Source organism: Janthinobacterium sp. BCJ23 (assembly GCF_059617945.1).
Genome location: NZ_JCAQAW010000002.1, coordinates 1,120,730 through 1,146,977, shown reverse-complemented (window position 1 = coordinate 1,146,977; position 26,248 = coordinate 1,120,730). Strand labels below are relative to the sequence as shown.

Here is a 26,248-nt window from a genome sequence, read left to right as displayed (position 1 = left end):
ATGGGTGAGTAGCGATGTGCAAGCGCGCGGGGCAGGCTGGCATTGTTTAGAGGGAACGTTCGGTATCGCCAAATTAACGTTGACTAAAGGAAACCTTCTCCGGCGAACTGAGCCTTGATCGGGATTGAGGGGTAAAATGATGTCATACGGCACAGGCATGGTGCTTATATCTTGGTGATATGACACGACTACGGCGCCGTATGACTTTTATTTACTCACATCATAGAGGCCTGAATATGGTTCAGATGTCCAGGCGCCAGTTCCTTCGGGTAACTGGCGCGACCATTGCTGGTTCCAGCCTCGCCCTGCTCGGTTTCGCACCGGGCCAGGCGATGGCGGAAGTGCGGCAATACAAGCTGTCTCGCACGACCGAGACACGCAATACCTGTCCCTACTGTTCGGTAGGATGCGGCGTCCTGCTGTATGGACTGGGCGACGGCGCGAAAAATGCCGTCTCCAGCATCATCCACGTGGAAGGCGATGCCGATCACCCGGTGAACCGCGGCACCCTGTGCCCGAAAGGCGCCAGCCTGGTCGACTTCATCCACAGCCCGAACCGCCTGAAAGTGCCCGAATACCGCGCACCGGGCGGCACGGAATGGCAACCGATCTCCTGGGATGTGGCGCTCGACAAGATCGCGCGCCTGATGAAGGATGACCGCGACGCCAATCTGATCGAAAAGAATGCCGACGGCAAGACCGTCAACCGCTGGCTCTCCACCGGCATGCTTGCCGCGTCCGCCGGCAGCAATGAGGTCGGGTATTTGACCCACAAGACAGTGCGCAGCATGGGGATGCTGACCTTTGATAATCAGGCGCGTGTATGACACGGACCGACGGTGGCAGGTCTTGCCCCGACGTTTGGCCGTGGCGCGATGACGAATCATTGGGTCGATATCAAGAATGCCGACGTGATCCTGGTCATGGGCGGCAATGCAGCAGAAGCACATCCTTGCGGATTCAAATGGGTAACGGAAGCGAAGGCGCATAACAAGGCCAAGCTGATCGTTGTCGATCCGCGTTTTACCCGTACCGCATCCGTGGCAGATTACTACTGCGCCACGCGTACCGGCACGGACATCGTCTTCCTCGGCGCGATCATCAATTATCTGCTGACGAACGACAAGATCCAGCATGAGTACGTGCGCAACTACACGGACATGCCCTTCATCGTGCGCGAAGACTATGCGTTCGAGGACGGCCTGTTCTCGGGTTTCGACAAGGAAAAAGGCAAGTACACCGACAAGGCCACCTGGGATTACGAGATCGGCGAAGACGGCTATGCCAAGGTCGACCCGACCCTGGAACACCCGCGCTGCGTCTACCAGATGATGAAGAAGCACTACGCACGCTACACGACCGAGATGGTCGAACGTACGTGCGGCGTGTCGGCCGACAAGTTCCACAAGGTGGCGGAAGCCCTGGCTTCGACCGCCGTGCCGGGACGCGCCGGTACCATCCTGTACGCGCTGGGCTGGACGCACCACTCGACCGGTGCGCAAACCATCCGCACGGGCGCCATGGTGCAGCTGTTGCTGGGCAATATGGGCATCGCCGGCGGCGGCATGAACGCCTTGCGCGGCCACTCGAATATCCAGGGCTTGACCGATCTGGGCCTGATGTCGAACCTGTTGCCGGGTTACATGACCTTGCCGAACGAGTCCGAGCAGGATTTCGATGGCTATATCGCCGCGCGCGCCACCAAGCCGCTGCGGCCTAACCAGCTCAGCTACTGGAGCAATTACCGCAAATTCCACGTCAGCTTCATGAAGACGTGGTGGGGCGACTTTGCCACGGCGGACAATAACTACGCCTTCGACTACCTGCCAAAGCTCGACAAGCCGTATGACTTGATGCAAGCGATCGAGAACATGCATCAAGGCAAGATGACGGGCTATATCTGCCAGGGCTTCAACGTGCTGGCGTCCGCGCCGAACAAGCAGAAGGTCACGGAAGCGCTGTCGAAGCTGAAGTTCCTCGTCATCATGGATCCGCTGGCCGTGGAAACGGGCGAATTCTGGAAGGCGCACGGGCAGTACCACGAAGTCGATCCGACCAAGATCATGACGGAAGTGTTCCGCCTGCCGACCAGCTGCTTCGCCGAAGAACGCGGTTCGCTCGTGAGTTCTTCGCGTGTCTTGCAGTGGCACTGGCAGGCGGCTGAACCGCCGGGCCAGGCGCGCAGCGACCTCGAGATCATGTCGGGCCTGTTCCTGCGCATGCGCAGCATGTACCAGAAAGAGGGCGGCAAGTTCCCCGATCCTATCGTCAACCTGACGTGGAATTATGCGCAGCCGCATAACCCGCAGCCCGAAGAAATCGCCCGCGAATTCAACGGCAAGGCGCTGGCCGACCTGTACGATCCCAAGGATCCGACCAAGCTGCTGGTGAAGAAGGGCGAGCAGCTGGCCTCGTTTGCGCAATTGCGCGACGATGGCACGACCACCAGCGGTTGCTGGATCTTCGCCGGCAGCTGGACGCAGGCGGGCAACCAGATGGGACGGCGCGACAATAGCGACCCGACCGGCATCGGCCAGACCTTGGGCTGGGCCTGGGCATGGCCGGCGAACCGCCGCGTGCTGTACAACCGCGCTTCGTGCGACTTGAAGGGCAAGCCTTTCGACCCGACCCGCAAGCTGATCGAGTGGAATGGCACGAACTGGAGCGGGGCCGATATTCCCGACTTCAAGGTCGATGAACCGCCGGAAAACGGCATGGGCCCGTTCATCATGCTGGGCGAGGGCGTGGCGCGCTTCTTTGCGCGTGGCGCCATGGCCGAAGGTCCGTTCCCCGAGCATTACGAGCCGTTCGAAAATCCGCTCGGCTACAACCCCATGCATCCGAAAAACCCGCAAGCGACCAGCAATCCGGCCGCGCGCGTGTTCGCCGATGACCGGAAAATGTTCGGCACGCATGAGGAATATCCGCATGTGGCCACCAGCTACCGCCTGACCGAGCATTTCCATTATTGGACCAAGCATGCACGCCTGAATGCCATCATCCAGCCGCAGCAATTCGTTGAAATCGGCGAAGAGCTGGCGAAAAGCATCGGTGTCGTTGCCGGCGGTGAAGTGCGCGTCAGTTCCAAACGGGGCCACATCATCGCCAAGGCCGTCGTCACCAAGCGCATCAAGGCTTTGATGATCGAGGGCAAGCCGGTGCATACCGTGGGCCTGCCGCTGCACTGGGGCTTTACGGGCGTGGCCAAGCCGGGGTATCTGATCAATACCCTGACGCCGGGCGTGGGGGATGCGAATTCGCAAACGCCGGAATTCAAGTCCTTCCTCGTGAAGGTGGAAAAAGCATGATGGGAGCTCAATAATGGCACTGCAATCCTTAGATATCCGGCGCCTGTCGGCTACCACGGTGACCCCGCCGCAAGCGCGCAGCCCGGTGACGGGCACCGTGGCCAAGCTGATCGATGTGTCGAAATGCATCGGCTGCAAGGCTTGCCAGACGGCGTGCATGGAATGGAACGACTTGCGTGACGAAGTCGGCGAAAACCATGGCACCTATGACAATCCGACGGACCTGACGCCGCAATCGTGGACGGTGATGCGTTTTGCCGAACACGAAAACAATGACGGCAACCTCGAGTGGCTGATCCGCAAGGACGGCTGCATGCACTGCGAGGACCCGGGCTGCCTGAAGGCCTGTCCGGCGCCGGGCGCCATCGTGCAGTACACGAACGGCATCGTGGACTTCCACCAGGAAAACTGCATCGGCTGCGGCTACTGCGTGGCCGGCTGTCCTTTCGACGTGCCCCGCATTTCGAAGAAGGACGACCGCGCCTACAAGTGCACCTTGTGCTCGGACCGCGTGGCCGTGGGCCAGGAACCGGCCTGCGTGAAAACATGTCCGACGGGCGCCATCGTGTTCGGCACCAAGGAAGACATGAAGGTGCATGCGGAAGAACGCATCGTCGACCTGAAGTCGCGCGGTTTCGAAAACGCGGGCCTGTACGATCCGCTGGGCGTGGGCGGCACGCACGTGATGTACGTGCTGCACCATGCCGACAAGCCGAAGCTGTATTCGAACTTGCCGGAACGCCCGCGCATCAGCCCGATGGTGGGCTTCTGGAAGGGCTGGTCCAAGCCGCTGGCGGTGGCCGGTATGGCCGCCACGGCCCTGGCAGGCCTGTTCCATTACACGCGTGTCGGTCCGAACGAAGTGAGCAAGGACGAAGAGCACGAAGCGCTGGAAGAGGCCAGGCGCATCCGGGAGGAACAGCATGAAGCATAGTGAACTTCACGATGGCAAGCTGCGCGACAAGGATGGCAATCCCTTGATCGAACGCTACAACCCGAACGAGCGCACGAATCACTGGGTGACCGCCATCACCTTCGTCATGCTGGCCCTGTCCGGGCTGGCCATGTTCCATCCGTCGATGGCGTGGCTGGCGAATCTGTTCGGCGGCGGGCAATGGACGCGCATCCTGCATCCGTTTGCCGGCCTGGTGATGTTCGTCTCGTTCGCGATCCTCGTGGTGCGCTTCTGGCACCACAACAAGTTCGAGGACGGCGACAAGCAGTGGCTGAAACAGATGGACGACGTGCTCAATAACCGCGAAGAAAAGCTTCCGAAGATCGGCAAATACAATGCCGGCCAGAAGATCCTGTTCTTCGTGCTGCTGGCCAGCATGGTCGGCTTGCTGTTGTCGGGCATCGTGATCTGGCGCGCGTATTTCGCGTTCTATTTCCCGATCGACGTGGTGCGCTTTGCCGCCTTGCTGCATGCCGGTTGCGCCTTCGCCATCATCTGCGCCATCATCGTGCACATCTACGCGGCCCTGTGGGTCAAGGGCTCGATCGGCGCCATGGTGCGCGGCACCGTCACCTACGGCTGGGCGCGCAAGCACCATCCGAAGTGGTTTGAGTCGGTGATCCGCAATACGAGAAAGTAGGCAGTTAGGGTACGTTTTGCCGCAAGTGCAAAAGCTGGGGTCAGACCCGTCGGGTCTGACCCCTGTTTTACTTTGAGGCTTGCGATGACTGTATCGATTAAAATACTTTTTACAGCACAGCCAACTCCGCTGGCCATGCTGTGCTTTTTTGATGGGAAAACTCCATTGGTACAACGCATTCTTCAGCCAGGCGAAATCGAAGGCCTGGACCACAACGCGATTCCGCGCCTGCTGCTGCCGCAGCCTGGCAGCCTGTTTACGGCGCGCGCCTTGCGCCTGCGCGAACTGGCGCAAGGTAACATCAAGGGCATCCCCGTCGACGCGGGCATGCAGGGCTACCTGGTGCTGATGGCCGCGCTGGCCGATGCGCAAGCGGCCGTGGTGGGAAAACTGGCGCCCGGCGCCGTGCCTGCCGCCGACCCCGACGCGCTGCGCCGCGCCATCCAGCACCGCATGCCGGTGCTGCCCGTCAGCGGCGCCCGCCCACCCGTCTGGCGCGACATTTTCGCCAGCCTGCTCGATGAACTGGCCGCCACGGCGGCAAGCCAGCCAGCCTTGTCCGGCGGCCTGACGCAGGTGCTGGCCCAGCTGCGCGCGCTCGATGCGCCAGCGCTGGACGCCTGCGCCGATGCCGTGCTCGATGAAAATGGCGACAACCTCAATCCCATGCATGCGCCGTTCGTCGCGGCCGCCCTGCAAATCCTGTGGTCGGTGTCGGCCAGCGAATTGCGCGCTGCGCGCGTGCCGGATCTGGAAACGGGCACTTTGTGCCCCGTCTGCGGTTCGCACCCGGTCGCCAGCGTGATCCGCATCGGCGGCCAGTCGCAGGGCTACCGTTATCTGCACTGCGGCATTTGCGAAAGCGAATGGCATATGGTGCGCGTCAAGTGCTCGACGTGCGAACAGAATGGCAAGATCGCCTACCAGGGCCTGGACGCGGCCGATGCAAAGCCGTTCGACCCCGTGACGGCCAAGGACGACAAGCTGCCCAACAAGGCGAACGACCCGAAGAAGGTGGCGCGCGCGGAAACCTGCGACGACTGCCACACCTACCGCAAGGTCTTCAACCAGGAACACGATTACAACGTCGAGCCGCTGGCCGACGACCTGGCCAGCCTGATGCTCGACCTGCTGGTGGGCGAAGCGGGCTACCAGCGCGCCAGCGGCAATCCGCTGCTGTGGCTGGGTAAAAGCTCGGATCAGCCGTCATGACGACGGGGCAAACCGTGCGCCTGCCGTCGGTCGACCGCATCCTGGGCGACGCGGCTTGCCTGGACCTGATCGCGCGCTATGGCCGCGTGCAGACCCTGGCCTGCGCGCGCGCCGTGCTGGCCGAACTGCGCACGGCCATGCTGGCGGGCGCAGTGTGCGAAGAGGGCGCATCGATTGCCGCCATCGCCGCGCAAATGGATGAGCGGCTGCTAGCGCAAGCGCGCCCGCAGCTGCGCGCCGTCTTCAACCTGACGGGCACCGTGCTGCACACGAACCTGGGCCGCGCACTGCTGCCCGATACGGCCGTGCAAGCCGTGGTGGAAGCGTTGCAGTGGCCGATGAACCTGGAATTCGACCTGGAGACGGGCAAGCGCGGCGACCGCGACGACCTGGTCGAGGAATTGCTGCGCGAACTGACGGGCGCCGAAGCGGCCACCATCGTCAACAACAACGCGGCCGCCGTGCTGCTGATGCTCAATACCCTGGCGCAGAACAAGGAGGTCGTCGTCTCGCGCGGCGAGCTGGTGGAAATCGGCGGCGCCTTCCGCATCCCCGACGTCATGACGCGCGCGGGCGCCGTGCTGCGCGAAGTGGGCAGCACCAATCGCACGCACCTGGCCGATTACGCGCATGGCGTGAACGAGAACACGGCCTTGCTGATGAAGGTCCATTGCAGCAATTACGCGATTACAGGTTTCACGAAAAGCGTGGAGCTCGATGAACTCGTGCCGCTGGCCGTAAAACACGGCGTGCCGACGGCCGTGGACCTGGGCAGCGGCACCCTGGTTGACCTGGCGCAGTATGGCTTGCCGCATGAAACGACGGTGCGCGAAACGATAGCAGCGGGCGCCGACCTGGTGACCTTCAGCGGCGACAAATTGCTGGGCGGCCCGCAGTGCGGCGTCATCGTCGGGCGGGCAGACTTGATCGCGAAGATCAAGCGCAACCCATTGAAAAGGGCACTGCGGGTCGGCAAGCTGACCCTGGCCGCACTGGCCCCCGTGCTGCAGCTGTACCGCGCGCCGGACTTGCTGGCCGAACGGCTGACCACCTTGCGTTTGCTGACGCGTCCCGCCGCCGCCATGCGCGCGCAGGCGGAAACCGTGCTGCCGCTGCTGCAAGGCGTACTCGGTGCCGACTATGTGGTCACCGCCGAAGCCATGAAAAGCCAGATCGGCAGCGGCGCCTTGCCCGTCGACCAGCTGCCCAGCTTTGGCTTGTGCATCCGCAGCGCGCCCGGTTCGCGCCTGAGCAATCCCCTGGGCGTGCTGGAACAGCGTTTGCGCGCCTTGCCCTGCCCCGTGATCGGGCGCATCGGCCAGGACACTCTGTGGCTGGACCTGCGCTGCCTGGAAGCGGCGCACGAGACGGCCTTCACCGCGCAACTCGCCGAGTTGTCCGCATGATCGTCGGCACCGCAGGCCATATCGACCATGGCAAGACCACCCTCACGCGCGCGCTGACGGGCGTGCACACGGACCGCCTGAAGGAAGAGCAGGCGCGCGGCATTTCGATTGAACTGGGCTACGCCTACCTGCCGCTGGCGGACGGCACGGTGCTGGGCGTGATCGACGTGCCGGGCCACGAAAAATTCATCCGCACCATGGCTTCCGGCGTGACGGGCATCGACTTCGCCCTGCTCGTGGTGGCGGCCGACGACGGCATCATGCCGCAGACGCACGAGCACCTGGCCATCTTGCAGCTGCTCGGTGTGACGCGTGGCGCCGTGGCGCTGACCAAGATCGACCGCGCCGACAGCGCCCGCGTGGCGCAGGTGGAGCTTGACATCGAAGCGCTGCTGGCCGGCACGCCGCTGGCGGGCAGCCCCATCTTCCTCACGGCCGCCCATCGTGATACCGATCCCGGCGTGGCCGCCTTGCTGGCGCATCTGACGCAAGTGGCGCGCAGCTTGCCGCAGCGCGACGAGCGGCGCTTGTTCCGCCTGGGCGTGGACCGCGTGTTCACCTTGTCGGGGCAGGGCACCATCGTTACGGGCACGGCGCTGGCGGGACGCGCCCAGGTGGGCGACATGCTGCAGCTGGCGCCCGGCGGCGCGCCGGCGCGCGTGCGCAGCATTCATGCGCAGAACCGCGCGGCCGAGACGGGCATGGCGGGCCAGCGCCTGGCGCTGAACCTGGCCGGCATTGACCGCGAGCGCATCGAGCGGGGCAACTGGATCGTCGCGCCTGAACTGGCGCAGTGCTCCGAGCGCCTCGACGTGGAACTGACGCTCTTGCCCGACGCGGGCGTGCAGCTGAAAGCCTGGTCGCCGCTGCACGTGCACTTGGGCGCGGCGCACCAGCTGGCGCGCGCCGTGATGCTCGATGGCGAGACCCTGTCGCCGGGGCAGACGGGAAGAGTACAGCTGGTGTTCGAGTCGCCCATGCACGGCGTGCCGGGCGACCGCTTCGTCATGCGCAACGCGCAAGCCACGCAGACGGTGGGCGGTGGCATGGTGCTCGACCCGTTCGGCCCCGCGCGCAAGCGGCGCAGCCCGGCCAGGCTGGCATGGCTCGATGCCCTGGCCGCCTTCATCGCGCACGGCGACTATGCGGCCCTGCTGGCGCAAAGCCCGTTGGGTCTGCGCGAGTCGCTGCTGGTGCGCCTGTCCCTGCTGCCGGCGGGGGCTCTGGCGCTGCCGCCCGACACGCGGCGTATCGCCCTGCGCGGCGGCGACGCCTTGCTGGTGGCGCCGCCGGCGTTGCTGGTGCTGCAGGAGCGGGTGCTGGCCGCACTGGAAAACTTCCACGCGCGCGCGCCCGACGAGGCGGGGCCGGAATTGTGGCGGCTGAAACGCATCGTCGACGCGGAGATGGAAGACGCCTTGTGGAGCCATCTGGTCGAAGGCTTGCTGGCGCGCGGCGAGATCCTCGCGCGCGGCGCCAGCCTGCACTTGCCGACGCACAGCGTGGAATTGACGCCGCAGGAGCAATCGGTGGCCGAACCCTTGCTGGCCGCGCTGGAGCAGGGGCGAGCCGATCCGCCATGGACGCGCGACCTGGCGCGCAGCTTTGGCCTGGCCGAGGACGAGACGCGCAGGCTGTTGCGCAAACTTGCCAAGGCAGGCCAGATCAGCCAGGTCGTGCACGACCTGTTCTATCACCAGGCGGCGTTGGCCGAGCTGGCGCAACTGGTACGCACCCTGACCGAAAAAGCGGAGACCGACGAGAGCCTGTCGCCCGGTGCCGGCGCCGTGGGCGCGGCCACCTTCCGCGACGCCAGCGGCCTGGGCCGCAAGCGGGCGATCCAGGTCTTGGAATTCTTTGACCGCGTCGGTTATACTCGCCGTGTTGGCAATGGGCATCTATTGCGCCCGCAAGCGCTGTGGTCCTATACGGCAGCCTCGCCCAACAGCTAGCTCAGGCACCGCGGAAAGCACACTCATCCGGTGATGTGGCCGGGCTTCAAACCCGGTGGAGGGCGTCAGACGTTCTCCCGTAGGTTCGACTCCTACTGTTTTCCGCCAGTTACTTTCTTCCCATCCCCTCCCGCATGGCGTTCTGCTGGCGTTGGCTTGTTGCCACGCTGCCGAAAATAGTTGATTGAATTGCCCATATGCGGCGATGCCGCTGCGGGCCGATGGTAACATCGGCTTGAATCCCCTGTAGCAGAAGAAAGCAAGCATGAAACAAGCAAGCATGGCACGGCTGCTGGCAGCGGCGCTGCTGATGCCGGCGCTGGCCGCCGCGGCCGGCCTGCGCATCGTCGGCGAGCATTTGCCGCCATCGAGCATGATGGAAGGCAATGTCGTCGTGGGGCGTGAAACGCTCAAGGTGCGCGGCATCATGGCGCGCGCCGGTATCGCCTACAGCATCGAATTGCTGCCGTGGAAGCGCGCGTATGCGCAGGCGTTGCGCGAAGCCGACACCTGCATCTTTTCCACCAGCCGCACGCAGGAACGCGAAGCGCAATTTCGCTGGATCGGCCCCCTCAACGAAGCGGAATGGATACTGTATGGCCTGGCCGAGCGGCACCTCACCTTGCGCACGCTGGCCGATGCGCGCGGCCTGGTGATCGGCACGGTGCTCGGCGACGCGCGCGACGATTACCTGCGCCAGCGCGGCATGAACGTGGCGCCCGTGACGCAGGAGTGGCTCAATCCGCAAAAGCTGCTGCTGGGGCGTATCGACCTGTGGGCCGTCGGCATGGCGGTGGGCAGCAAGCCTTTCGTCGGCAAGGAGTGGGAGGGCAAGGTGGTGCCGCTGCTGACCTTCAACCGCGTGCAGACTTACCTCGCCTGCAACAAGCAATTGCCCGAGGCGCAGGTGGCGGCCATGCAGCGCGCGGCGGCCGCCATGCGCCGCGACGGCAGCATGGCGCGCGAACAGCTGCGCTAATTCAGTGCACTGATTCAGCTCTCCAGCCACTGGCGCACGCAGTTGCGTCCTTCGCGCTTGGCCTGGTACAAGGCCTGGTCCGCATGGCTGTAGGCCGTCTCGAACGGCGTGCCGGCGCGGTTCCAGCTCAGGCCCACGCTGACGGTGATGGCGCGCGTGATGGGGGCCGCATGGCGCTGGCGGCCGACCGTCTCGCAGATGCGCTGCGCCACTTGCGCCGCGTCGTCGCGCGAAGAGGTGGGCCAGACAACGGAAAACTCTTCTCCGCCGACCCGGCCGATGGCCGTTTCCTGTCCCAATAGCCCCTTCAGGCAGTCGACCACGGCCTGGATCACGCCGTCGCCGGCCGGGTGGCCGAAGTCGTCGTTGACCTGCTTGAACAGGTCGATATCGAGCACGATCAGCGCCATGTCGCCCTGCGCCAGGCAGCGCGACGCGTGGTCGATGACGGCGCCGCGGTTCAGGGCGCCCGTCAGCGGGTCGTGCGTGGCACGGTATTCTAGCTGGCCGGCCAGGGTTTGCAATTGACGGTTCAGCAGATGCATGTCGCGCTCGGCGCGGTCGCTGCGGCCGATCAGGCGCCGCGTCTCGCGCATCAGCCGCTCGTAGTGGACGATCAGTTCACCGAGCACGCGCCGCTGTTCCGCGCCCGAGGCATTGGCGTCGGCGTGCATGCGGCGCGCGGCAGCCAGCGCCGCCGCTTCCACGGTGAACAGGTCGGGCTCCAGGCCGGACTCGGAGAGGGCGGCGCGCATGTCCTAGCTGCCCTGCACGGGATGGTCGTGGAAGTCCAGCGCCGTGAAGTCCTGCTGCAGCTCCTCGCCGAATTCCAGGATGGTGTCGTCGTCTTCGTCGTGGTACCAGTTCAGGCGTACCTGGTTGCCATCGACGGCTGCCTGGTTCAGGGTGTCGAACAGGGTAAACAGCATCTTCGTGCTCGAGCTGTTGAAGTAGGCCAGCGAGACGTTGACGGTGATGGCCGCTTCGCGGCAGCCTTCCAGATAGGCGCGCACGGCGGCGATCAGCGGGCCATAGAAGGCGGCCGCATTTTCCGGATACGACTCGCCCTTGATCGACAGGGTGTGCTGCTCGAAACGGAAGTCGATTTCGGGCGAACTCGGGGTCGCGGCGATGAACAGTGGTGACGGTAATTGCATATGCTTTCCTGAGTCGGCTCTTTCAAATGATGGCTTTGATGCAGAAGATGGTGTGGCCAGGTTCCTGGGGATCCTGGACGAATTCGAATTCCAGCGGCTCGCTGGCGTCGCGCGCCATGGTGAGAAAACCCAGGCCCGCGCCCTTGCTGTCGGCCGGCGCTTCCTCGCGCAGGGCCTTTTTATAGGCCAGGCGGATTTCCTCCATCGTCATGGTGTGCAGCGGCTCCAGGCGGGCGCGGATCTGCGCCACGTTGTCCGTCGAGACGGGGTTGGCGCACAGCAGAAAAAAGCTGTCGCCGCGCGTGCCGATGCAAAACGAGCCGCGTCGCATCTGCTGGTCCAGCTGCGCATCGGGCGTCAGGCTGTCCGCGGAATAGTGCATGATGTTTTGCGACATCTCGATGAACGAGGAAAAGATGCGCCGCCGCGTGGGCCCTGCCGCGCCGGCCGTGTCGAGGCGCGCCTTGATGGTTTCGGAAATGGCGTTCACCACGTGCTGCGAGAAATAGCCCACGTAAAAAAAGATGATGTTGCGCTTGCGTGCCACATCCCAAAACTCGTTGAATTCTTCGTACAGCACGTCCGTGCTCCTGGCTAGCCGGTGTCCCGGTTTCTTGTTGATAAGGTGGCTCGATGGCGCCAAAACTACAGGCGGAAACAGAAAAAAGTCAGGTCGTCGCGGCGCGGCTGCGCTCCCTGCCACGCGGCGCTATCCTGCAGCAGGGCCGCCGCCACGTCGCCGGCGGGAGCGTGGCGCCGCGCCAGCAGCTGCTCGCGCATGCGGCGCTTGCCGTAGGCGATGTCGCGCGCGCCGCCGATCTGGTCGAGCAAGCCGTCGGTGGTGAGAAACAGCAGGCTGCCGGCGGGTATGGCCAGCGTCTCGTTGTGCCAGCAGTAGCCGGCCGGCGTGTCGACATAGCCCACGCCCATGCGCGCGCCGTCGATGGCGCGCACGCTGTCCTCGCCGGGCGCGACCACGTGCAGCGCCAGTTTCGCCCCCGCGAAACGCAGGCTGGCGCTGGCCGTGTCGTAGCACAGGAAGGCGCAATCCATGCCGTCATTCGAGCCGGCATGGTGGCCGGTGCTGGCGCCATCCTGGCCCAGCAAGGTCTTGATGGCGCGGCTGACGGCGCCGATCAGGGCGGCCGGATCGTGCGGCCCCAGTTCGCGCAGGGCCTGGCTCAGGGCCGACGAGGCGATCAGGGTCATGAAGGCACCCGGTACGCCGTGGCCCGTGCAGTCGGCGATGGCGGCGAACCAGCCGCCCGCGTGGCGTTCGAAAAAGTAGAAATCGCCGCCGACGACGTCGCGCGGCTGCCATTCCAGGTGCGCGTCGGGCAGGGTGGCGCGCAATTCCGCATCGGAGGTGCGCAGCAGGGCGCGCTGGATCACGCTGGCGTAATCGATGCTGTGCATGATCTGCCGGTTCTTTTCCGCCTGCATGGTGGCGACCACGTTCATCAGCTGCAAGCCGAAGCCCACGCCGGCCAGCGCGCCATCTTCGGTGATGATGAAGCCGTCGGCCAGCGCCTTCTCGCCCGCTTCCACGGCGCGGAAGGTGAGGTCTTCGATGCTCATGGCGCCGTCGACGATCAGCGGTTCCTTGTCCATGAAGGCGATGCAGCTCTTCTTGCCGTACACCTCGTGATAAAAGGGCTTGGACATCTGCGACATGAAGATGTTACGGCTGATCAAGCCGATGGGCTTGTGCTGTTCCGTGACGGGCAGGCTCATCATGTCGCGCCGTTCCGTGAACAGTTCCAGCACGGCGAAATTGCTGGCGTCGGCCTGCACGGATTCCGTGGCGATGCACAGGTCGGACGCCACGGACGTGCGATAACGGGGAAGATGCAATCGAGAAGCGTTGAACTCCACAGCGGCTACCTTTAGATGACGGTCGGACCCTTGTTGTCGCGAGAGCAAGGCGACTGACAAACAGGCAATATCATCATGGTAGCCTTTGAATATGACGGCTTGATTACCAGCTTGTCAAAACCGTATGCAAGATGGCTGCATGGCAAGCAACTTACAGGCGCCGGGCCAGCGCCTGCGCCTGTTCCAGCCAGCGCGCGCGCTGCGGCTCGGTGGAGTTCAAAATGGGACCGAAGCTGGCCACCTTGACGGGCTTGATGCCGCAAAATTCCAGCGTCGTCTTGCGCAGCTGGTGGATGCCGGGCATGCGGTAGACCCAGCGGAAATACCAGGGCGGCGTATCCATCGTCACCAGCAGCTGGGCCGTGCGGCCCAGCAGCAGCTGCGCCGGGAATGCCTTGCCCGGGCGATATTTGAAGGCGTAGCCGGGCAGGAAGACGCGGTCGACAAAGCCCTTCAGCAGGGCCGGCGCGCCGCCCCACCAGATCGGGTAGGCGAACACCAGATGCTCGGCCCAGCTGATGGCTTCCTGCGCCGCCAGCAAGTCCGCTTCCAGCGGCTGCACCTGGCGGTAGCCTTCGTGCAGGATGGGATCGAAGTCGAGCTGGCCCAGGCGCAGCTCGCGCACGGTGTGGCCTTCGCTGCGGGCCGTGGCGGCGTAGGCATCGGCCAGGGCGGCGCAAAAGCTGTCGCTGGACGGGTGGCCGAGGAGTATCAAAATGCGCTTGGGTGTCGTCTTGGTCATGATGCAAGCTGTCCGTTAAAGAAGAGCTTGCATGCTAAAGCCTGCCCCTAGTGGCAGAGTCAAGCGGCCTCTTGCAGACGCTGGCGTGCCAGGCAGTCGCCGATTTCCGTGTCGATGTCGGCCAATTGCGCGTCGAGCTGGCGCAGGCGGGCGATATCCTGCCGCACCTGCGCGCGCTTGGCGGCGATGTGCTGCGACAGGGCGGCCCAGTCCGTGTCGTCGCCGGCCAGGACGGGCAGCAGTTCGGCCAGGCGGAAGCCCAGGACCTGCGCCTGGCGTATCAGCTTCACTTGCGCCAGGTCTTGCTGCGTGTAGACGCGATAGACGCCCGAGCGGCGCACGTCCCCCAGCAAGCCCAGCGCTTCATAGTGGCGCAAGGCCTTGGGCGAGGTGCCCGCCAGGCGGGCGATTTCTCCGATGTACATGCTTGTCCTTGTCCTTTTATCGAGCTGCGGCGTACGCAGTGTAGCGCAGCTGGCTTGCCAGGCGCTAGCTTGCGCGCTGCCTCAGGACGCTTTGCGCGGCGGGACTTTCTTCGCCGTGCACTCGGCGCAGGTGCCGTACAGCGACAGCGCGTGCTCGTGCAGCACGAAGCCCCGCTCGGCGGCGATTTCGTTCTGGCGCAGCTCGATGCCTTCATCGACGAATTCATCGACCTTGCCGCAACCGGTGCAGACCAGGTGGTCGTGGTGCTGGCCTTCGTTCAGTTCGAAGACGGCGTGGCCCGATTCGAAGTGGCGGCGAAACAGGATGCCCGCTTCGGCAAACTGCATCAGCACGCGGTAGATGGTGGCCAGGCCCACGTCGATCTTTTCGGCCAGCAAGAGTTTGTAGACATCGTCCGCACTCAGGTGCTTGATCGTGCCTTCTTGAAACAGCTGCAGAATCCGCAAGCGGGGGATGGTCACTTTCAAGCCCGATTCACGCAGTTCCCTCAATATATCCATGTCTCCCATTCCTTTTTTGTAGTCGCCTAGCGAGGTCATTCATTATATCGCAAATGATAATCATTACTATTCTCATTTGTATCGTGTGAACTGGATAGTATGCTGCGCGGGCAGGCGGCAATCCAGTGACATCGGCGCAAGTGGCGATTGCGTGGCGGGCAACTTGTGCCGCCAGTTATCATGAAGAATCGGAAAATACGCGTTGAACCGCTACACTGTGCAACAGGGAGTAACAATGGAGCACGGCATGGACCGATTTGATGCGATGCGGATCTTTACGCGCATCGTCGAGTTACGCAGTTTCACGCAGGCGGCGCATGACCTCGGCTACCCGAAAGCGACCGTCACGCATGCGATCAAGCAGCTCGAAGCGCGGCTGCGCGTGCGCCTGCTGCAGCGAACCACGCGGCAAGTCACGCCCACGCCCGATGGCGAAGCGTATTACCAGCGCTGCGTGCGCTTGCTGGCGGACCTGGAAGAAACGGAAGCCGTGTTTTCCTCGGCGGCGCAGCAGCCGGCCGGCAAGCTGCGCATCGACTTGCACGCGACCCTGGCCATGCATTTCGTCATGCCCGTGCTGGACCAGTTCTGCGCCCGCTATCCCTTGATCGAACTGGAAATCGGCATGGGCGACCGCCTCGTCGACCTGGTGCGCGAAGGGGTCGATTGCGTGCTGCGCGTGGGCGAACTGGGCGACTCGTCGATGGTGGCGCGCAGGGTGGCGTTGCTCGAACAGCTTACCTGCGCCAGTCCCGCCTACCTGGCCGCACACGGCACGCCGGAAAATCTGGCGCAACTGGCGGGCCACCGCGCCGTCAATTTCTTTTCCGCCCAAACGGGCAAGGTCTGGCCCTTCGATTTCAAGGTGGATGGGCAGCGGCACAGCGTGGCCTTGCCGGGCACGGTGTCCGTCAACAATGCGGACGCGTACCACGCCTGCTGCCGCGCGGGCATGGGCCTGATCCAGGCGCCCCGGTATCACCTTGAATCGGCGCTGGCCGCTGGCGAGCTGGTGGAAGTGCTGCGGGACTTGCGTCCCGACCCGCTGCCCGTGTCCGTGCTGTATCCCCATCACCGGCAATTGTCGCCACGCGTGCGCGTGTTCGCCGACTGGGTCGCCAGCGTGTTTGCCGAGGCGAATTGACGCGCTGCGGCATTTTCTTGACCTGGGTAAAGGAAAAAATCCCTCTAGTGATGCCATCTAGCACTATTTGATGTGGATCAAAGTTTTTGTTGCACTGCAATCTTAGACTTCGCAGCGTTACTTAACGACAAAAAGAGGGAACTAGAATGAAAAAGTCCGCAACTGCAGCAGCAATCGTCCTGGCCGCCATCGGCGCATTCGCCAGCAACGCAATGGCACAGGAAGGCCCATGGCTGGTCCGTGCGCGCGCCGTGCACCTCGATCCGGCCGATAAATCTGCTCCTGTTGGTGGCGTCGGCGCATCCGACCGTTTGACGGTCAGCAGCAAGACGATTCCTGAAATCGATATTTCGTACTTCTTTACCCCGAATATCGCTGCCGAGCTGATCCTGACTTACCCGCAAAAGCATGACGTCAAGCTCGATGGCAACAATATCGGTACCTTCAAGCATTTGCCGCCGACCCTGTCGCTGCAATACCACTTCATGCCTGAAAAACAGTTCAGCCCTTACGTGGGTGCCGGCATCAACTACACGAATATCTCCGACGTGAAATTGCTGAACGGCGCCGGCCGCCTGGAGCACGACAGCTGGGGCTACTCGCTGCAAGCCGGTGTCGACTACAAACTGGATAAAAACTGGTCCCTGAACTTCGACATCAAGAAAGTGCAGATTCGCAGCGACGTCTTCATCGGTGGCGCCAAGGCCAGCGAAGTCAAGGTCGATCCTCTCCTGATCGGTGTCGGTGTCGGCTACCGCTTCTAAGCAGTGACCGGCTGCGCCCATGCGGCGCGGACAATAAAAAAGACGGCCAGGTGTGAACCTGGCCGTCTTTTTGCATGGCATGTGCCGCTTTATTTTTTCAGCGTTTTTTCCAGCGCCAGCTGGTAGTCCGTTTTTTCGTAGCCGGCCAAATACTTGTTCGTTGCGTCGAGGAAGGCGCGCGAGCGGTAGGCCGCTTCCAGGTCCTTGACCCATGGCTTGGCCTTGTCGGCCGTGCGGATGGCCACCAGGTTGATGTAGCTGTCCGAGATCTTTTCCACGGCGAGGGCCGACGTCAGCTTCATGCCGGCGGCCAGGGCGAAGTTACCGTTGACGAAAGCGTAGTCGGCGTCCGCCAGCGAGCGTGGCAGCTGCGCCGCTTCCAGCGGCACCAGTTTCAGCTTCTTCGGGTTCTCCAGCACGTCGCGCTCGGACGCGCGCAGCGGGTCGACGTTCGGTTTGAGCTTGATCCAGCCCATCTTGGCCAGCATGACCAGCGCGCGCGCCTGGTTGGTCGGGTCGTTCGGCATGGTGATGGTGGCGCCGTTCTTCACGTCGGCCAGGGACTTCTGCTTGCCGCCGTACAGGCCGATCGGCATGGTCGGCACAGTGATCAAGGGGCTCAATGGCAGCTTGTTATCGGTGGCGAACTTGGTCAGATACACGATGTGCTGGAACACGTTGGCGTCGAGCGAACCTTCGGCCAGCGCGTAGTTCGGCTGCACGTAGTCGTTGAATTCCACGATCTTGACCTTGTAGCCCTGTTTTTCCAGGATAGGCTTGATGCCCAGTTTCAGCTGGTCCGAGTAGGGGCCGGAACTGGTGCCGATGACGAGTTCTTTCGGGTCCTTGGCGTGGGCGGCGGTGGCGAAGGCCAGGCTGGTGGCGGCGACGAGCAGGGTGCGGCGAATGTGGTTCATGCTTTTCCTTGTACTGAAATACTGAATATGAATTAACGTTTGTCGAGGCGCTTGGCGATGCGCGTACCGGCGAACTGGATGGTTTGCACCAGCACGATCAGGATGGCCACGGTGGCGACCATGATGTCCGTCTCGAAGCGGTAGTAGCCGTAGCGGATGGCCAGGTCGCCGATGCCGCCGCCGCCCACCACGCCGGCCACGGCCGAATACGACAGGAAGCTGATCGACAGCACGGTCAGCGCCAGCACGAGGCCGGAACGCGCTTCGACCAGCAGTACGCGGAAGATGATCTGCATTTCCGACGCGCCCATGGCGTGCGCCGCTTCGATCACGCCGCGCGGCACTTCGCGCAGGTTCTGTTCCACCAGGCGCGCCAGGTAGGGGATGGCGGCAAACGACAGCGGCACGGCAGCTGCCAGCGGGCCGATCGAGGTGCCCGCGATGATGCGCGTAAACGGCGTCAGGGCGACCAGCAGGATGATGAAGGGGAAGCTGCGCACGGTATTCACCAGCCAGCCCAAGATCATCGACAGCGGGCGGTTTTCCAGCGACTGGCCTTCCGACACGAGGAACAGCAGGATGCCCAGCGGGCCGCCGACCAGGATGGCGGCCGTCAGGCCAATGCCCAGCATGGTCATGGTCTGGCCCAGCGCCACCCAGATTTCCGGCAGCAGGTTGATGATGTTATTGATCGATTCTTCAAACATGTGTTGCATCCTTCCATGCGGTGGCTTCAAACGCCTCGGTGCCGTAATAAGCGAGCTCGCGTCCCAGCGCCGTCTTGCGCGGGGTGGCCGTGTCGCTCAGATCGAATTGTTCGGCGATGGCGCCTTTTTCCACGACGGCGACGCGGTTGCAGATGGCGCCCAGCACCGACAGCTCATGGCTGACGATGACGATGGTCACGCCCAGGCGCGCATTGATGTCGCGCAGGGTGTCGAGCAGGGCGCGCGTCGTTTCCGCGTCCAGCGCGGACGTCGGCTCGTCGCACAGCAGCACGTCGGGGTGGCTGGCCAGCGCGCGGGCGATGGCCACGCGCTGCTTCTGCCCGCCGGACAATTGCGCCGGATAGCTGTGCAGCTTGTCGGACAGGCCGACGAGCGCCAGGCATTCCTCGACCCTGGCGGCGATCTGCTCGCCCTTGGTCGTGCCATGGATTTTCAGGGGGAAGGCGACGTTGTCGAAGACGCTGGCGTTTTGCAGCAGATTGAACTGCTGGAAAATCATGCCGATATTCTGGCGCGCGTCGCGCAAGTCGCTCTTGCCCAAGCGTGTCAGTTCGCGCCCGGCCACGGTAATGGTGCCGCTGTCAGGGCGCTCGAGCAGGTTAATCAGGCGCAGCAGGGTCGATTTGCCGGCGCCGCTCTTGCCGATCAGGCCGAAAATATCACCGGGATAGACTTCCAGCGTGACCGATTTGACCGCGTGGAATTGTTCGCCTTTGGGCAGCGCGAAGGTCTTGTTCGCGCCATCGATGCGAATCACCGGCGTACGGTGTGGTGTGGTCATGCAGTGTTTCCTTTTTTATTGGACCATGACAGGCGCGCTTGCAGGGGCCAAATCGCCCAGCCTGTTACGTCGGTTGCGTAGTATACCTCCGATCGTGTTATTACTCCTACGACAGAATCTTGCTTTGAATATGCAAATAATGTCTATGTGCGTGTTTGTTGGTTGAAAAAGCGGGAAAGCGGCGTTCTTGCCGAATTTAATCACGTGGAGGGGTGCGAAGGCACCGCATCTTGGTGAAAAGTTCGCCGCGCCCTGCGGATGCATCGCAGTGCTTTTATGTGCAGTTCGGCTCACTTGCCGTTTTTTGGATGCGGGCAGGGCGGTTTACTGCCCGCCATTGCCCTCTTCGCGGGCAGATTCTGCCCCGCTGGCGGCAGGGCCTTCGGGACGCCGCAGCAGGTAGATGAGGACGGCGATTTCCATGGCGCCCACCATGGCGATGACCCACCACGGCGGGTGGCCCAGGCACATGGCGACAAAGCCGATGGCCATGCCCAAGCAAGCCATGGCCTTGCCGCGCCGCGAAACGGCGCGGTGTTCGCGCCACTGGCGCAGCGGCGGACCGAAGCGGGGATGCTGCAGCAGCCAGTGCTCGAGGCGCGGCGAGGCGCGGCTGAAGCAGGCCAGGGCGAGGATGAGGAAAATCGTCGTCGGCATGACGGGCAGCATGGCGCCGATGATCCCCAGCAGCACCATCAGGGCGCCGGCGGCGGTCCAGGCCCAGCGGCGCAGGCGTACGCCGTGCGCTTCGCGCAGTGGCGGCTGGGCGTGCGGCTCGCGCATCAGGCGAGGGCGCCGGCGGTCAGGCCCTGGCTGCAGGGCGGGGAGGCGGTGGGAAGTGCGTTCAAGGTGCGCGTATCTTGGCGGGTGGCCGTCATGTTTTTTCTGTGCTGTGTTCTGCTCTATTATGGATGAATCAAGGCGCCGTTGCATACGCGCCAGGGCCGTGATGATAACCATTGCACAGAATAATAACAAGAATCATTCTCATCTATGAATTTGATAACGCTGGATATTTTTGGCAATGCAGACAATAATCGGCAGCAGAAGACGCTGTCATGGACATCATTGCTCTTATTATCGATTTTTTCGATGCTAACTAGGTATATTTTCCGTTTTACATCGATCTTCATGCCATGCATAATCTGTTGCAACTGAAGCCAGACAATCAGCCGCAGCGTTTCCCGCCTGCAGCTGCTTGCGGTTTTGACATCCTCCACTCCTATCAGGAATCCATTATGAAAAAACTGCTCGCTTTTATCGCCGCCGCCGGCTTCTCGCTGTCCGCTTTTGCCGCTCCAGAAGTCTATGTCATCGATGGCAGCCACACTTTCCCCCGTTTCGAGTACACCCACATGGGCTTCTCGACGCAGCAAAGCCGTTTCAATAACACCACTGGCAAGGTCACGCTGGACCGCGCAGCCAAGACGGGCGCCGTCGAAGTGCTGATCGACACCAAGTCCGTCGACACGGGCTCGACCCTGTTCAACTCGCACATCCAGGGCGAAGACTTCCTCGACACGGCCAAGTATCCTGTCGCCACCTACAAATCGACCAAGTTCAATTTCGACGGCGACAAGCTGGCCTCCGTTGAAGGCAACCTGACCCTGAAAGGCGTGACCAAGCCAGTCACCCTGACCGTCACCTCGTTCGCCTGCGCACCGCACCCGATGCTGAAAAAAGACGCCTGCGGCGCCAACGCCACGGCCAAGATCAAGCGCTCGGAATTCAACGCCGGCAAATATGCGCCAGCTGTCAGCGATGATGTCACCCTGACTTTCGCCATCGAAGCCATCAAACAGTAATCGTTGGCTGCATGACGTAAAAATGGCGGCGGACTTCGGTCCGCCGCCATTTTTTCGTGTGTAATCCGGTATGCGCCAACATTGTGTCGGATTACGCGCTTGCGCGCTAATCCGACCTACGTGGTTTTGCAGGTGCCGCAAGAAGCGGCGGGCCAAAATCCACCGCTTTTTCGACAGTAGGTCGGATTAGCGCGGCAAAGCCGCACGTAATCCGACATAAGCCGACATGCGCCAGGGAGGCAAGACAATCACGACAAGTGATGCACCTCCTGCTGCCCATACACGGGCGTGTTCAACCCTTCCATGCGCGCCTTCAGCTGCAGCGACAGGTACTGGGAATAGTGGCGCGACTGGTGCAGGTTACCGCCGTGGAACCACAGCGCTTGCTGCTGCGTGGGTTTCCACATATTGCGCTGTTCGCCTTCCCACGGGCCAGGGTCCTTCGTCGTGGCGGAACCGAGGCCCCATACCTTGCCTACCTTGTTCGCCACCTCGGGCGAGATCAGGTCCGCCGCCCAGCCATTCATGGAGCCGTAGCCGGTGGCGTACACCACCAGGTCGGCCGGCAGTTCCGTGCCGTCCGACAGCACGATGGAATGGGCTTTCAGCTCCTGCACGCCGACGCCGCTTTTCAGCTTGATCTTGCCGTCGGCGACCAGCTCCGAGGCGCCCACGTCGATGTAGTAGCCGGAACCGCGGCGCAGGTATTTCATGAACAGGCCGGAATCGTCGTCGCCAAAGTCCAGCATGAAGCCCCGTTCTTCCAGGCGCTGGTAAAAATCCGCGTCGCGTTCGCGGATGGCCTTGAAGACGGGCTTCTGGAAGTCGGCCAGGATCTTGTACGGAATCGAGGCGAACGTCAGGTCGGCCTTGGCCGTCGTCATGCCGGCCGCCAGCGCCCGTTCCGAGTACAGGTCGCCCAAGGCCAGGTCCATCAGGGAATCGGACTTGACGATGTGCGTCGACGAGCGCTGCACCATCGTCACGTCCACGCCCGCTTCCCACAGGGCGGCGCAGATATCGTGCGCGGAATTGTTCGCGCCGATGACGACCACTTTCTTGCCCACATAGGCGTCCGGCCCCGGATGCTGCGACGAGTGCTGCTGCTCGCCCTGGAACACGTCCATGCCCTTGAACTTCGGCATGTTCGCCTTGCCCGACATGCCCGTGGCCAGCACCAGCTGCTTCGGTTTCAGGGTAACGGGCTGGCCGTCGCGCAGTACCTGCACTGTCCATTCGCCCGTGGCTTCGTCAAAGCTGGCCGATTCGCAGGAAGTCGAACCCCAGTAATTGAGTTCCATCACCTTGGTGTACATTTCCAGCCAGTCGCCGACCTTGTCCTTCGGCGTGAAGACGGGCCAGTTGTCAGGAAACGGGATGTAGGGCATGTGGTCGTACCAGACGGGGTCATGCAGGCACAGAGACTTGTAGCGCTTGCGCCAGCTGTCGCCGGGACGCGCGTTTTTCTCGATGATGATGGTGGGGACGTTCAGCTGGCGCAGCCGCGCACCGAGCGCGATGCCGCCCTGGCCGCCGCCGATGATGACGCAATAGGGCTGGCGCGTATAGCCCAGTTCCTTTGCATCCTGCTCGCGGTTTTCCAGCCAGCTGCTGCGGTTGGTGCGCGCGCCGTGTTCGGCGCCCATGGGCCGCCGGCCGCCCTTGGCTTCTTCAAAACCCTTCAATTCGCTCATGGTGGTGAGCAGGGTCCAGATCTTGCCGTCGCGGATGCGGATGAAACCCACGCCGCGCGCCACGTTCGTTTCCACCGTGATCCAGCTTTGCAGCACGCCGCCGGCTTCCACCGCATGCTCGCCATCGGCGATGCGGATGGAGACTGGCTGCACGGCGCCCAATTGGGCGGCCAGCATGGCGGCGATCTGTTCGCGGCCCTCCAGGGTTTTCAGGTTCCAGGTAAACAGTACCAGGTCACGCCAGTAGCCGTCCTGTTCGAACAGTTGCGCGGCGCCCGTGCTGTCGCCGGCGCGCAGCGCGCCTTCGAGCTGCTCCAGGATGCCGGCCACGGCCAGGTCGTGCGGGTTGATATCGGTTTGCATCGTGTCTCCTCCAAGTCTGCTGACTTTATGATGGGATGCGGCTGTGTTGCCGCTGACGATGTTGTAACACTGGCGTTCCGGCGCCGCATTGCGCAGCGCAGCATGGCGGCGATTGAGACGGAAGTCTCAGCGCGTTTGCCGCATCATTGCCGGTGCGGCGCCACGATGTGCAGCTGCTTGAGGCGCCGGTACAGGGTGGCGCGCGAGATGCCCAGCATGGCGGCCGCCTGCAGCGGGCGCCATTTGGCGGCGTTCATGGCGTGGACGATGCGCGTGCGTTCGGCCAGTTCCGGCGCCGTGTAGGCCACCACGTCTTGCGCGACGGTCGCCTCGCGCATGGCGCGCGGACGCGCCTTGGCCGGTCGCAGCGGCACGCGGACGCGCGCATGCAGCCAGGTGCTGCCGCTAGCCAGGCGCAAGGACAGCAGACTGCGTCCCGCGCGCGCATCGAACAGCCGTTCGGCGCGCACTTCCAGCACCTCGGCGACGGGACGCGGCAGGCTGCCGAGGCCCGCGATGACGTCGCGCGCGCAGCGGTTGGCGGCGACGATGTCGCCATGTTCGTCGATGGCGAGCAGCATTTCCGGCTGCACTTCCACGAAGTGGCGGTTGCGGTGCGCCAGCAGGATGCAGCAATGGCTGTAGGACTTCAGAAAAAAGCCGTCCTCGATCAGGGTCGCGCCTTGCCGCACCAGCTGCTTGACGAGGCGCTGGCTGTCGCGCGCGTCGGGAGAACGCAGGGCCGATGCATCGAGCACGCCGATCAAGTCGCCGTGCGGCGAAAAGATCGGCGCGGCGCTGCAGGTCAGGCCCGTGAACGCGGCGCGAAAATGGTCGGTCTTGTGCACGGTGATGGCTTCGTGGTCGAGCAGCACGGAGGCGATGCCGCACGTGCCTTCCTCTTCTTCCGACCAGCACGAACCCGGGTACAGGCCCGCCTTCTTGAAGTCCTTGCGCTGGTCCGTGTCGACCACATAGTCGATCGTCACGCCGCGCGCATTGGCGAGGATGACGCAGTAACCCGCTTCGCGCACCATGGCGTGCAGGCGCGGCAGGCACTGGCCCGTGGAGCGCAGAAAATCTTCTTCCGACTGCTGGATGGCGCGCAGTTCGGCGCCCGTCAGTATGCGCGGCCCCGTGGTGGATGCGGGATCGAGCCGGTAGTCGTCGAGCGAGCGCCGGTACGACGACGCCAGCCTGGCCGTATCGGCGCCTGGATTGACGATGCGGCCGGCGATCAGGTCGCGCACGCGGTCGATATGGCTGGTCTGGCGGACGTAGGGCATGGCGCTCTCCAGTGTCTCGTGTCTGTTTTTTTATGGTGTTTTCGTTTTTAGCACGAAGCGCGGGGCCGCGCATCCTGCGCTGCAGCATGGCGCACGCGTGAGACGTTCGTCTCAGCGCGTGGCCCGCACAATAGGATGCCGCAGGACAAGATAAAAAGTTTCTCTGTTAGCATGCATCGCATGAAGCGAGCGCCGCCGCGGGCGCCAGCCATGACAGGAGAAATGCATGACGACACTGCCACCAATCCGCCGCCTGGCTATGGCCGCAGCCTGCCTGGCGCTGGCCGCCGGCGCCCATGCGGCAGAGACGACGGCGCCGCTGTCGGCCGCCGCCAGCGATCCGGCTGCATTGCAATGGATGGTGGGCGCGCCGCCGCCGGCCGATAAAATCATCCGCTTCGACGATGGCAGCTATTTCAATTTCCCGCAGCTGCGCTGGAGCGTATCGCACTTCCGCCAGCTGATGCCGACGGTGGCAGTGGCGCGCGGCTTGAGGGCGCCCGTGCCCTTGCCGCGCGCGCTGCGCAACGATATCGACAGCTTGCGCTTCACGCCCCTGGGCGCGAAGGACACGATGACGTGGGAGCAGTCGCTGGGCGCCAATTACACGGACGGCATCGTCGTGCTGCACCGGGGCCGCATCGTGTATGAGCGCTATTTCGGCGTATTGAAGGAGGGCGGCCAGCATGGCGCCATGTCGGTGACGAAGTCCGTGATGGGCACCATCGGCGCGGCCCTGGTGGCCGAAGGCAAGCTCGATCCGGCCAGGAAAGTGGCCGAGTACGTGCCGGAACTGGCCAAATCCGCTTTTGGCGACGCCACCGTGCGCCAGGTGCTCGACATGACCACGGGCCTGAAATTCAGCGAAGATTACGCCGACCCGAACGCGGAAGTGTGGCAGCACGCGGCGGCCGGCAACCCGCTGCCTAAGCCCAAGGATTACACGGGGCCGCGCAGCTATTTCGAGTACCTGCAAACGGTGCGGCATGAGGGAAAACATGGCGAGGGCTTCGGCTACCGCACGGTCAATTCCGACGTGCTGGGCTGGATCATCGCCAGGGTCACGGGGCGGAACGTCAACGACTACCTGTCCGAGCATGTCTGGCAAAAGCTGGGCGCCGAGCAGGATGGCTACATGTCGGTCGATTCGACGGGCACGCCGTTTGCCGGCGGCGGCTTGAGCGCGGGCTTGCGCGACCTGGCCCGATTCGGCGAGATGCTGCGCAACGATGGCCGCTACAACGGCCAGCAAATCATTCCGAAGGCGGCCGTCGACGATATCCGCCGTGGCGGCGACAAGCAGCTGTTCGCCAAGGGCGGCTACGATTTGCTCAAGGGCTGGAGCTACCGCGACATGTGGTGGGTCACGCATAACGACCATGGCGCCTACATGGCGCGCGGCGTGTACGGCCAGCGCATCTACATCGATCCGAAGGCGGAAATGGTGATCGTGCGTTTCGCCTCCACGCCGACGGCGGCCAATGCGGCCAACGATCCGACCACCACGCCGGCCTTCGAAGCGCTGGGCAAGCTGCTGCTGGCCAGGCCGAAGTAGGCTGCCAGGCGGGCCCATGCCAGCCGTGCGGCGAAACG

Annotated in this window: 24 protein-coding genes and 1 tRNA gene; 12 read left to right on the top strand and 13 right to left on the bottom strand. The window is 63.4% G+C overall.

All coding sequences use genetic code 11. From position 1 onward, the window contains the following. Positions 1-236 precede the first annotated feature (236 nt). From fdnG to AC54AG_RS11150, 8 genes are all read left to right on the top strand, one after another. On the top strand, positions 237-3,308 hold the full coding sequence (gene fdnG, locus AC54AG_RS11185; RefSeq protein WP_083292970.1) for a formate dehydrogenase-N subunit alpha: 3,072 nt from the start codon (positions 237-239) through the stop codon (positions 3,306-3,308). A gap of 13 nt (positions 3,309-3,321) precedes the next feature. Then, positions 3,322-4,242 (top strand): formate dehydrogenase subunit beta, encoded by a 921-nt coding sequence (gene fdxH / locus AC54AG_RS11180; RefSeq protein WP_070305145.1) that lies wholly within the window; start codon positions 3,322-3,324, stop codon positions 4,240-4,242. Beyond that, complete coding sequence (locus AC54AG_RS11175) at positions 4,232-4,903, top strand: formate dehydrogenase subunit gamma (protein ID WP_496630342.1); 672 nt, start codon at positions 4,232-4,234, stop codon at positions 4,901-4,903. Before fdxH ends, AC54AG_RS11175 begins: the two co-directional genes overlap by 11 nt. A gap of 135 nt (positions 4,904-5,038) precedes the next feature. Continuing rightward, positions 5,039-6,115 (top strand): formate dehydrogenase accessory protein FdhE, encoded by a 1,077-nt coding sequence (fdhE, locus tag AC54AG_RS11170; protein ID WP_496630340.1) that lies wholly within the window; start codon positions 5,039-5,041, stop codon positions 6,113-6,115. Continuing rightward, positions 6,112-7,521 carry an L-seryl-tRNA(Sec) selenium transferase gene (gene selA / locus AC54AG_RS11165; protein ID WP_496630338.1) on the top strand — a complete coding sequence of 470 codons (1,410 nt, stop codon included), beginning with the start codon at positions 6,112-6,114 and terminating at the stop codon, positions 7,519-7,521. Before fdhE ends, selA begins: the two co-directional genes overlap by 4 nt. Next, positions 7,518-9,473, top strand: a complete 1,956-nt coding sequence (gene selB / locus AC54AG_RS11160) for a selenocysteine-specific translation elongation factor (protein ID WP_496630336.1) — start codon at positions 7,518-7,520, stop codon at positions 9,471-9,473. Before selA ends, selB begins: the two co-directional genes overlap by 4 nt. A gap of 12 nt (positions 9,474-9,485) precedes the next feature. Continuing rightward, positions 9,486-9,581, top strand: a tRNA-Sec gene (locus AC54AG_RS11155). 157 nt (positions 9,582-9,738) lie between these two features. Continuing rightward, the gene (locus AC54AG_RS11150) at positions 9,739-10,452 is read left to right on the top strand and encodes a substrate-binding periplasmic protein (protein WP_235194313.1); all 714 of its coding nucleotides are present in this window, start codon (positions 9,739-9,741) and stop codon (positions 10,450-10,452) included. A gap of 14 nt (positions 10,453-10,466) precedes the next feature. Here AC54AG_RS11150 and AC54AG_RS11145 read toward each other — a convergent pair whose 3' ends face one another. From AC54AG_RS11145 to fur, 7 genes are all read right to left on the bottom strand, one after another. Continuing rightward, positions 10,467-11,207, bottom strand: coding sequence for a GGDEF domain-containing protein (locus AC54AG_RS11145; RefSeq protein ID WP_070305132.1), 741 nt, complete (start codon positions 11,205-11,207; stop codon positions 10,467-10,469). A gap of 3 nt (positions 11,208-11,210) precedes the next feature. Next, positions 11,211-11,609: a DUF1987 domain-containing protein gene (locus AC54AG_RS11140; RefSeq protein WP_070305130.1), complete on the bottom strand. Its 399-nt coding sequence runs from the start codon at positions 11,607-11,609 to the stop codon at positions 11,211-11,213. A gap of 22 nt (positions 11,610-11,631) precedes the next feature. Beyond that, positions 11,632-12,189 carry a SiaB family protein kinase gene (locus tag AC54AG_RS11135; RefSeq protein WP_034756676.1) on the bottom strand — a complete coding sequence of 186 codons (558 nt, stop codon included), beginning with the start codon at positions 12,187-12,189 and terminating at the stop codon, positions 11,632-11,634. Between the two features lie 65 nt (positions 12,190-12,254). Beyond that, the gene (locus AC54AG_RS11130) at positions 12,255-13,463 is read right to left on the bottom strand and encodes a SpoIIE family protein phosphatase (protein WP_496630334.1); all 1,209 of its coding nucleotides are present in this window, start codon (positions 13,461-13,463) and stop codon (positions 12,255-12,257) included. 172 nt (positions 13,464-13,635) lie between these two features. After that, entirely contained in the window at positions 13,636-14,226 is a 591-nt protein-coding gene (locus AC54AG_RS11125; protein WP_496630332.1) for an NAD(P)H-dependent oxidoreductase, read from the bottom strand. Between the two features lie 59 nt (positions 14,227-14,285). Continuing rightward, entirely contained in the window at positions 14,286-14,651 is a 366-nt protein-coding gene (locus AC54AG_RS11120; protein WP_219327307.1) for a MerR family transcriptional regulator, read from the bottom strand. A gap of 81 nt (positions 14,652-14,732) precedes the next feature. Beyond that, complete coding sequence (gene fur / locus AC54AG_RS11115) at positions 14,733-15,173, bottom strand: ferric iron uptake transcriptional regulator (protein WP_034756687.1); 441 nt, start codon at positions 15,171-15,173, stop codon at positions 14,733-14,735. Positions 15,174-15,420: 247 nt separating this feature from the next. Here fur and AC54AG_RS11110 point away from each other — a divergent pair, with 247 nt between their 5' ends. Both AC54AG_RS11110 and AC54AG_RS11105 read left to right on the top strand, forming a co-directional pair. Continuing rightward, complete coding sequence (locus tag AC54AG_RS11110; RefSeq protein WP_496630331.1) at positions 15,421-16,317, top strand: LysR family transcriptional regulator; 897 nt, start codon at positions 15,421-15,423, stop codon at positions 16,315-16,317. A gap of 146 nt (positions 16,318-16,463) precedes the next feature. Continuing rightward, entirely contained in the window at positions 16,464-17,081 is a 618-nt protein-coding gene (locus AC54AG_RS11105; RefSeq protein ID WP_034756695.1) for an OmpW/AlkL family protein, read from the top strand. An 89-nt stretch (positions 17,082-17,170) separates the two neighbouring features. Here AC54AG_RS11105 and AC54AG_RS11100 read toward each other — a convergent pair whose 3' ends face one another. The 4 genes from AC54AG_RS11100 to AC54AG_RS11085 form a co-directional block, all read right to left on the bottom strand. Next, entirely contained in the window at positions 17,171-17,998 is an 828-nt protein-coding gene (locus AC54AG_RS11100) for a MetQ/NlpA family ABC transporter substrate-binding protein (RefSeq protein WP_072452913.1), read from the bottom strand. 32 nt (positions 17,999-18,030) lie between these two features. Continuing rightward, entirely contained in the window at positions 18,031-18,705 is a 675-nt protein-coding gene (locus tag AC54AG_RS11095; protein ID WP_072452914.1) for a methionine ABC transporter permease, read from the bottom strand. Further along, the gene (locus AC54AG_RS11090) at positions 18,698-19,507 is read right to left on the bottom strand and encodes a methionine ABC transporter ATP-binding protein (RefSeq protein WP_070305126.1); all 810 of its coding nucleotides are present in this window, start codon (positions 19,505-19,507) and stop codon (positions 18,698-18,700) included. Before AC54AG_RS11090 ends, AC54AG_RS11095 begins: the two co-directional genes overlap by 8 nt. A gap of 324 nt (positions 19,508-19,831) precedes the next feature. Further along, on the bottom strand, positions 19,832-20,290 hold the full coding sequence (locus AC54AG_RS11085) for a YbaN family protein (protein WP_080698754.1): 459 nt from the start codon (positions 20,288-20,290) through the stop codon (positions 19,832-19,834). A 455-nt stretch (positions 20,291-20,745) separates the two neighbouring features. On the opposite strand from AC54AG_RS11085, the gene AC54AG_RS11080 reads away from it, so the two are divergent. Then, positions 20,746-21,312: a YceI family protein gene (locus tag AC54AG_RS11080; RefSeq protein ID WP_034756709.1), complete on the top strand. Its 567-nt coding sequence runs from the start codon at positions 20,746-20,748 to the stop codon at positions 21,310-21,312. A gap of 248 nt (positions 21,313-21,560) precedes the next feature. Here AC54AG_RS11080 and AC54AG_RS11075 read toward each other — a convergent pair whose 3' ends face one another. Both AC54AG_RS11075 and AC54AG_RS11070 read right to left on the bottom strand, forming a co-directional pair. After that, positions 21,561-23,369, bottom strand: a complete 1,809-nt coding sequence (locus AC54AG_RS11075; protein WP_496630330.1) for an NAD(P)-binding domain-containing protein — start codon at positions 23,367-23,369, stop codon at positions 21,561-21,563. A gap of 143 nt (positions 23,370-23,512) precedes the next feature. Then, positions 23,513-24,655 (bottom strand): sigma-54-dependent Fis family transcriptional regulator, encoded by a 1,143-nt coding sequence (locus AC54AG_RS11070; RefSeq protein WP_496630329.1) that lies wholly within the window; start codon positions 24,653-24,655, stop codon positions 23,513-23,515. Positions 24,656-24,881: 226 nt separating this feature from the next. On the opposite strand from AC54AG_RS11070, the gene AC54AG_RS11065 reads away from it, so the two are divergent. After that, positions 24,882-26,210, top strand: a complete 1,329-nt coding sequence (locus tag AC54AG_RS11065) for a serine hydrolase domain-containing protein (RefSeq protein WP_496630328.1) — start codon at positions 24,882-24,884, stop codon at positions 26,208-26,210. Positions 26,211-26,248 lie beyond the last annotated feature (38 nt).

Coding starts and splice junctions, on each gene's coding strand:
- fdxH (WP_070305145.1), top strand. CDS start 3,322: ATGGCACTGCAATCCTTAGATATCCGGCGCCTGTCGGCTACCACGGTG.
- AC54AG_RS11175 (WP_496630342.1), top strand. CDS start 4,232: ATGAAGCATAGTGAACTTCACGATGGCAAGCTGCGCGACAAGGATGGC.
- fdhE (WP_496630340.1), top strand. CDS start 5,039: ATGCTGTGCTTTTTTGATGGGAAAACTCCATTGGTACAACGCATTCTT.
- selA (WP_496630338.1), top strand. CDS start 6,112: ATGACGACGGGGCAAACCGTGCGCCTGCCGTCGGTCGACCGCATCCTG.
- selB (WP_496630336.1), top strand. CDS start 7,518: ATGATCGTCGGCACCGCAGGCCATATCGACCATGGCAAGACCACCCTC.
- AC54AG_RS11150 (WP_235194313.1), top strand. CDS start 9,739: ATGAAACAAGCAAGCATGGCACGGCTGCTGGCAGCGGCGCTGCTGATG.
- AC54AG_RS11145 (WP_070305132.1), bottom strand. CDS start 11,207: ATGCGCGCCGCCCTCTCCGAGTCCGGCCTGGAGCCCGACCTGTTCACC.
- AC54AG_RS11140 (WP_070305130.1), bottom strand. CDS start 11,609: ATGCAATTACCGTCACCACTGTTCATCGCCGCGACCCCGAGTTCGCCC.
- AC54AG_RS11125 (WP_496630332.1), bottom strand. CDS start 14,226: ATGACCAAGACGACACCCAAGCGCATTTTGATACTCCTCGGCCACCCG.
- AC54AG_RS11120 (WP_219327307.1), bottom strand. CDS start 14,651: ATGTACATCGGAGAAATCGCCCGCCTGGCGGGCACCTCGCCCAAGGCC.
- fur (WP_034756687.1), bottom strand. CDS start 15,173: ATGGATATATTGAGGGAACTGCGTGAATCGGGCTTGAAAGTGACCATC.
- AC54AG_RS11110 (WP_496630331.1), top strand. CDS start 15,421: ATGGACCGATTTGATGCGATGCGGATCTTTACGCGCATCGTCGAGTTA.
- AC54AG_RS11105 (WP_034756695.1), top strand. CDS start 16,464: ATGAAAAAGTCCGCAACTGCAGCAGCAATCGTCCTGGCCGCCATCGGC.
- AC54AG_RS11100 (WP_072452913.1), bottom strand. CDS start 17,998: ATGAACCACATTCGCCGCACCCTGCTCGTCGCCGCCACCAGCCTGGCC.
- AC54AG_RS11095 (WP_072452914.1), bottom strand. CDS start 18,705: ATGTTTGAAGAATCGATCAATAACATCATCAACCTGCTGCCGGAAATC.
- AC54AG_RS11090 (WP_070305126.1), bottom strand. CDS start 19,507: ATGACCACACCACACCGTACGCCGGTGATTCGCATCGATGGCGCGAAC.
- AC54AG_RS11085 (WP_080698754.1), bottom strand. CDS start 20,290: ATGCGCGAGCCGCACGCCCAGCCGCCACTGCGCGAAGCGCACGGCGTA.
- AC54AG_RS11080 (WP_034756709.1), top strand. CDS start 20,746: ATGAAAAAACTGCTCGCTTTTATCGCCGCCGCCGGCTTCTCGCTGTCC.
- AC54AG_RS11075 (WP_496630330.1), bottom strand. CDS start 23,369: ATGCAAACCGATATCAACCCGCACGACCTGGCCGTGGCCGGCATCCTG.
- AC54AG_RS11070 (WP_496630329.1), bottom strand. CDS start 24,655: ATGCCCTACGTCCGCCAGACCAGCCATATCGACCGCGTGCGCGACCTG.
- AC54AG_RS11065 (WP_496630328.1), top strand. CDS start 24,882: ATGACGACACTGCCACCAATCCGCCGCCTGGCTATGGCCGCAGCCTGC.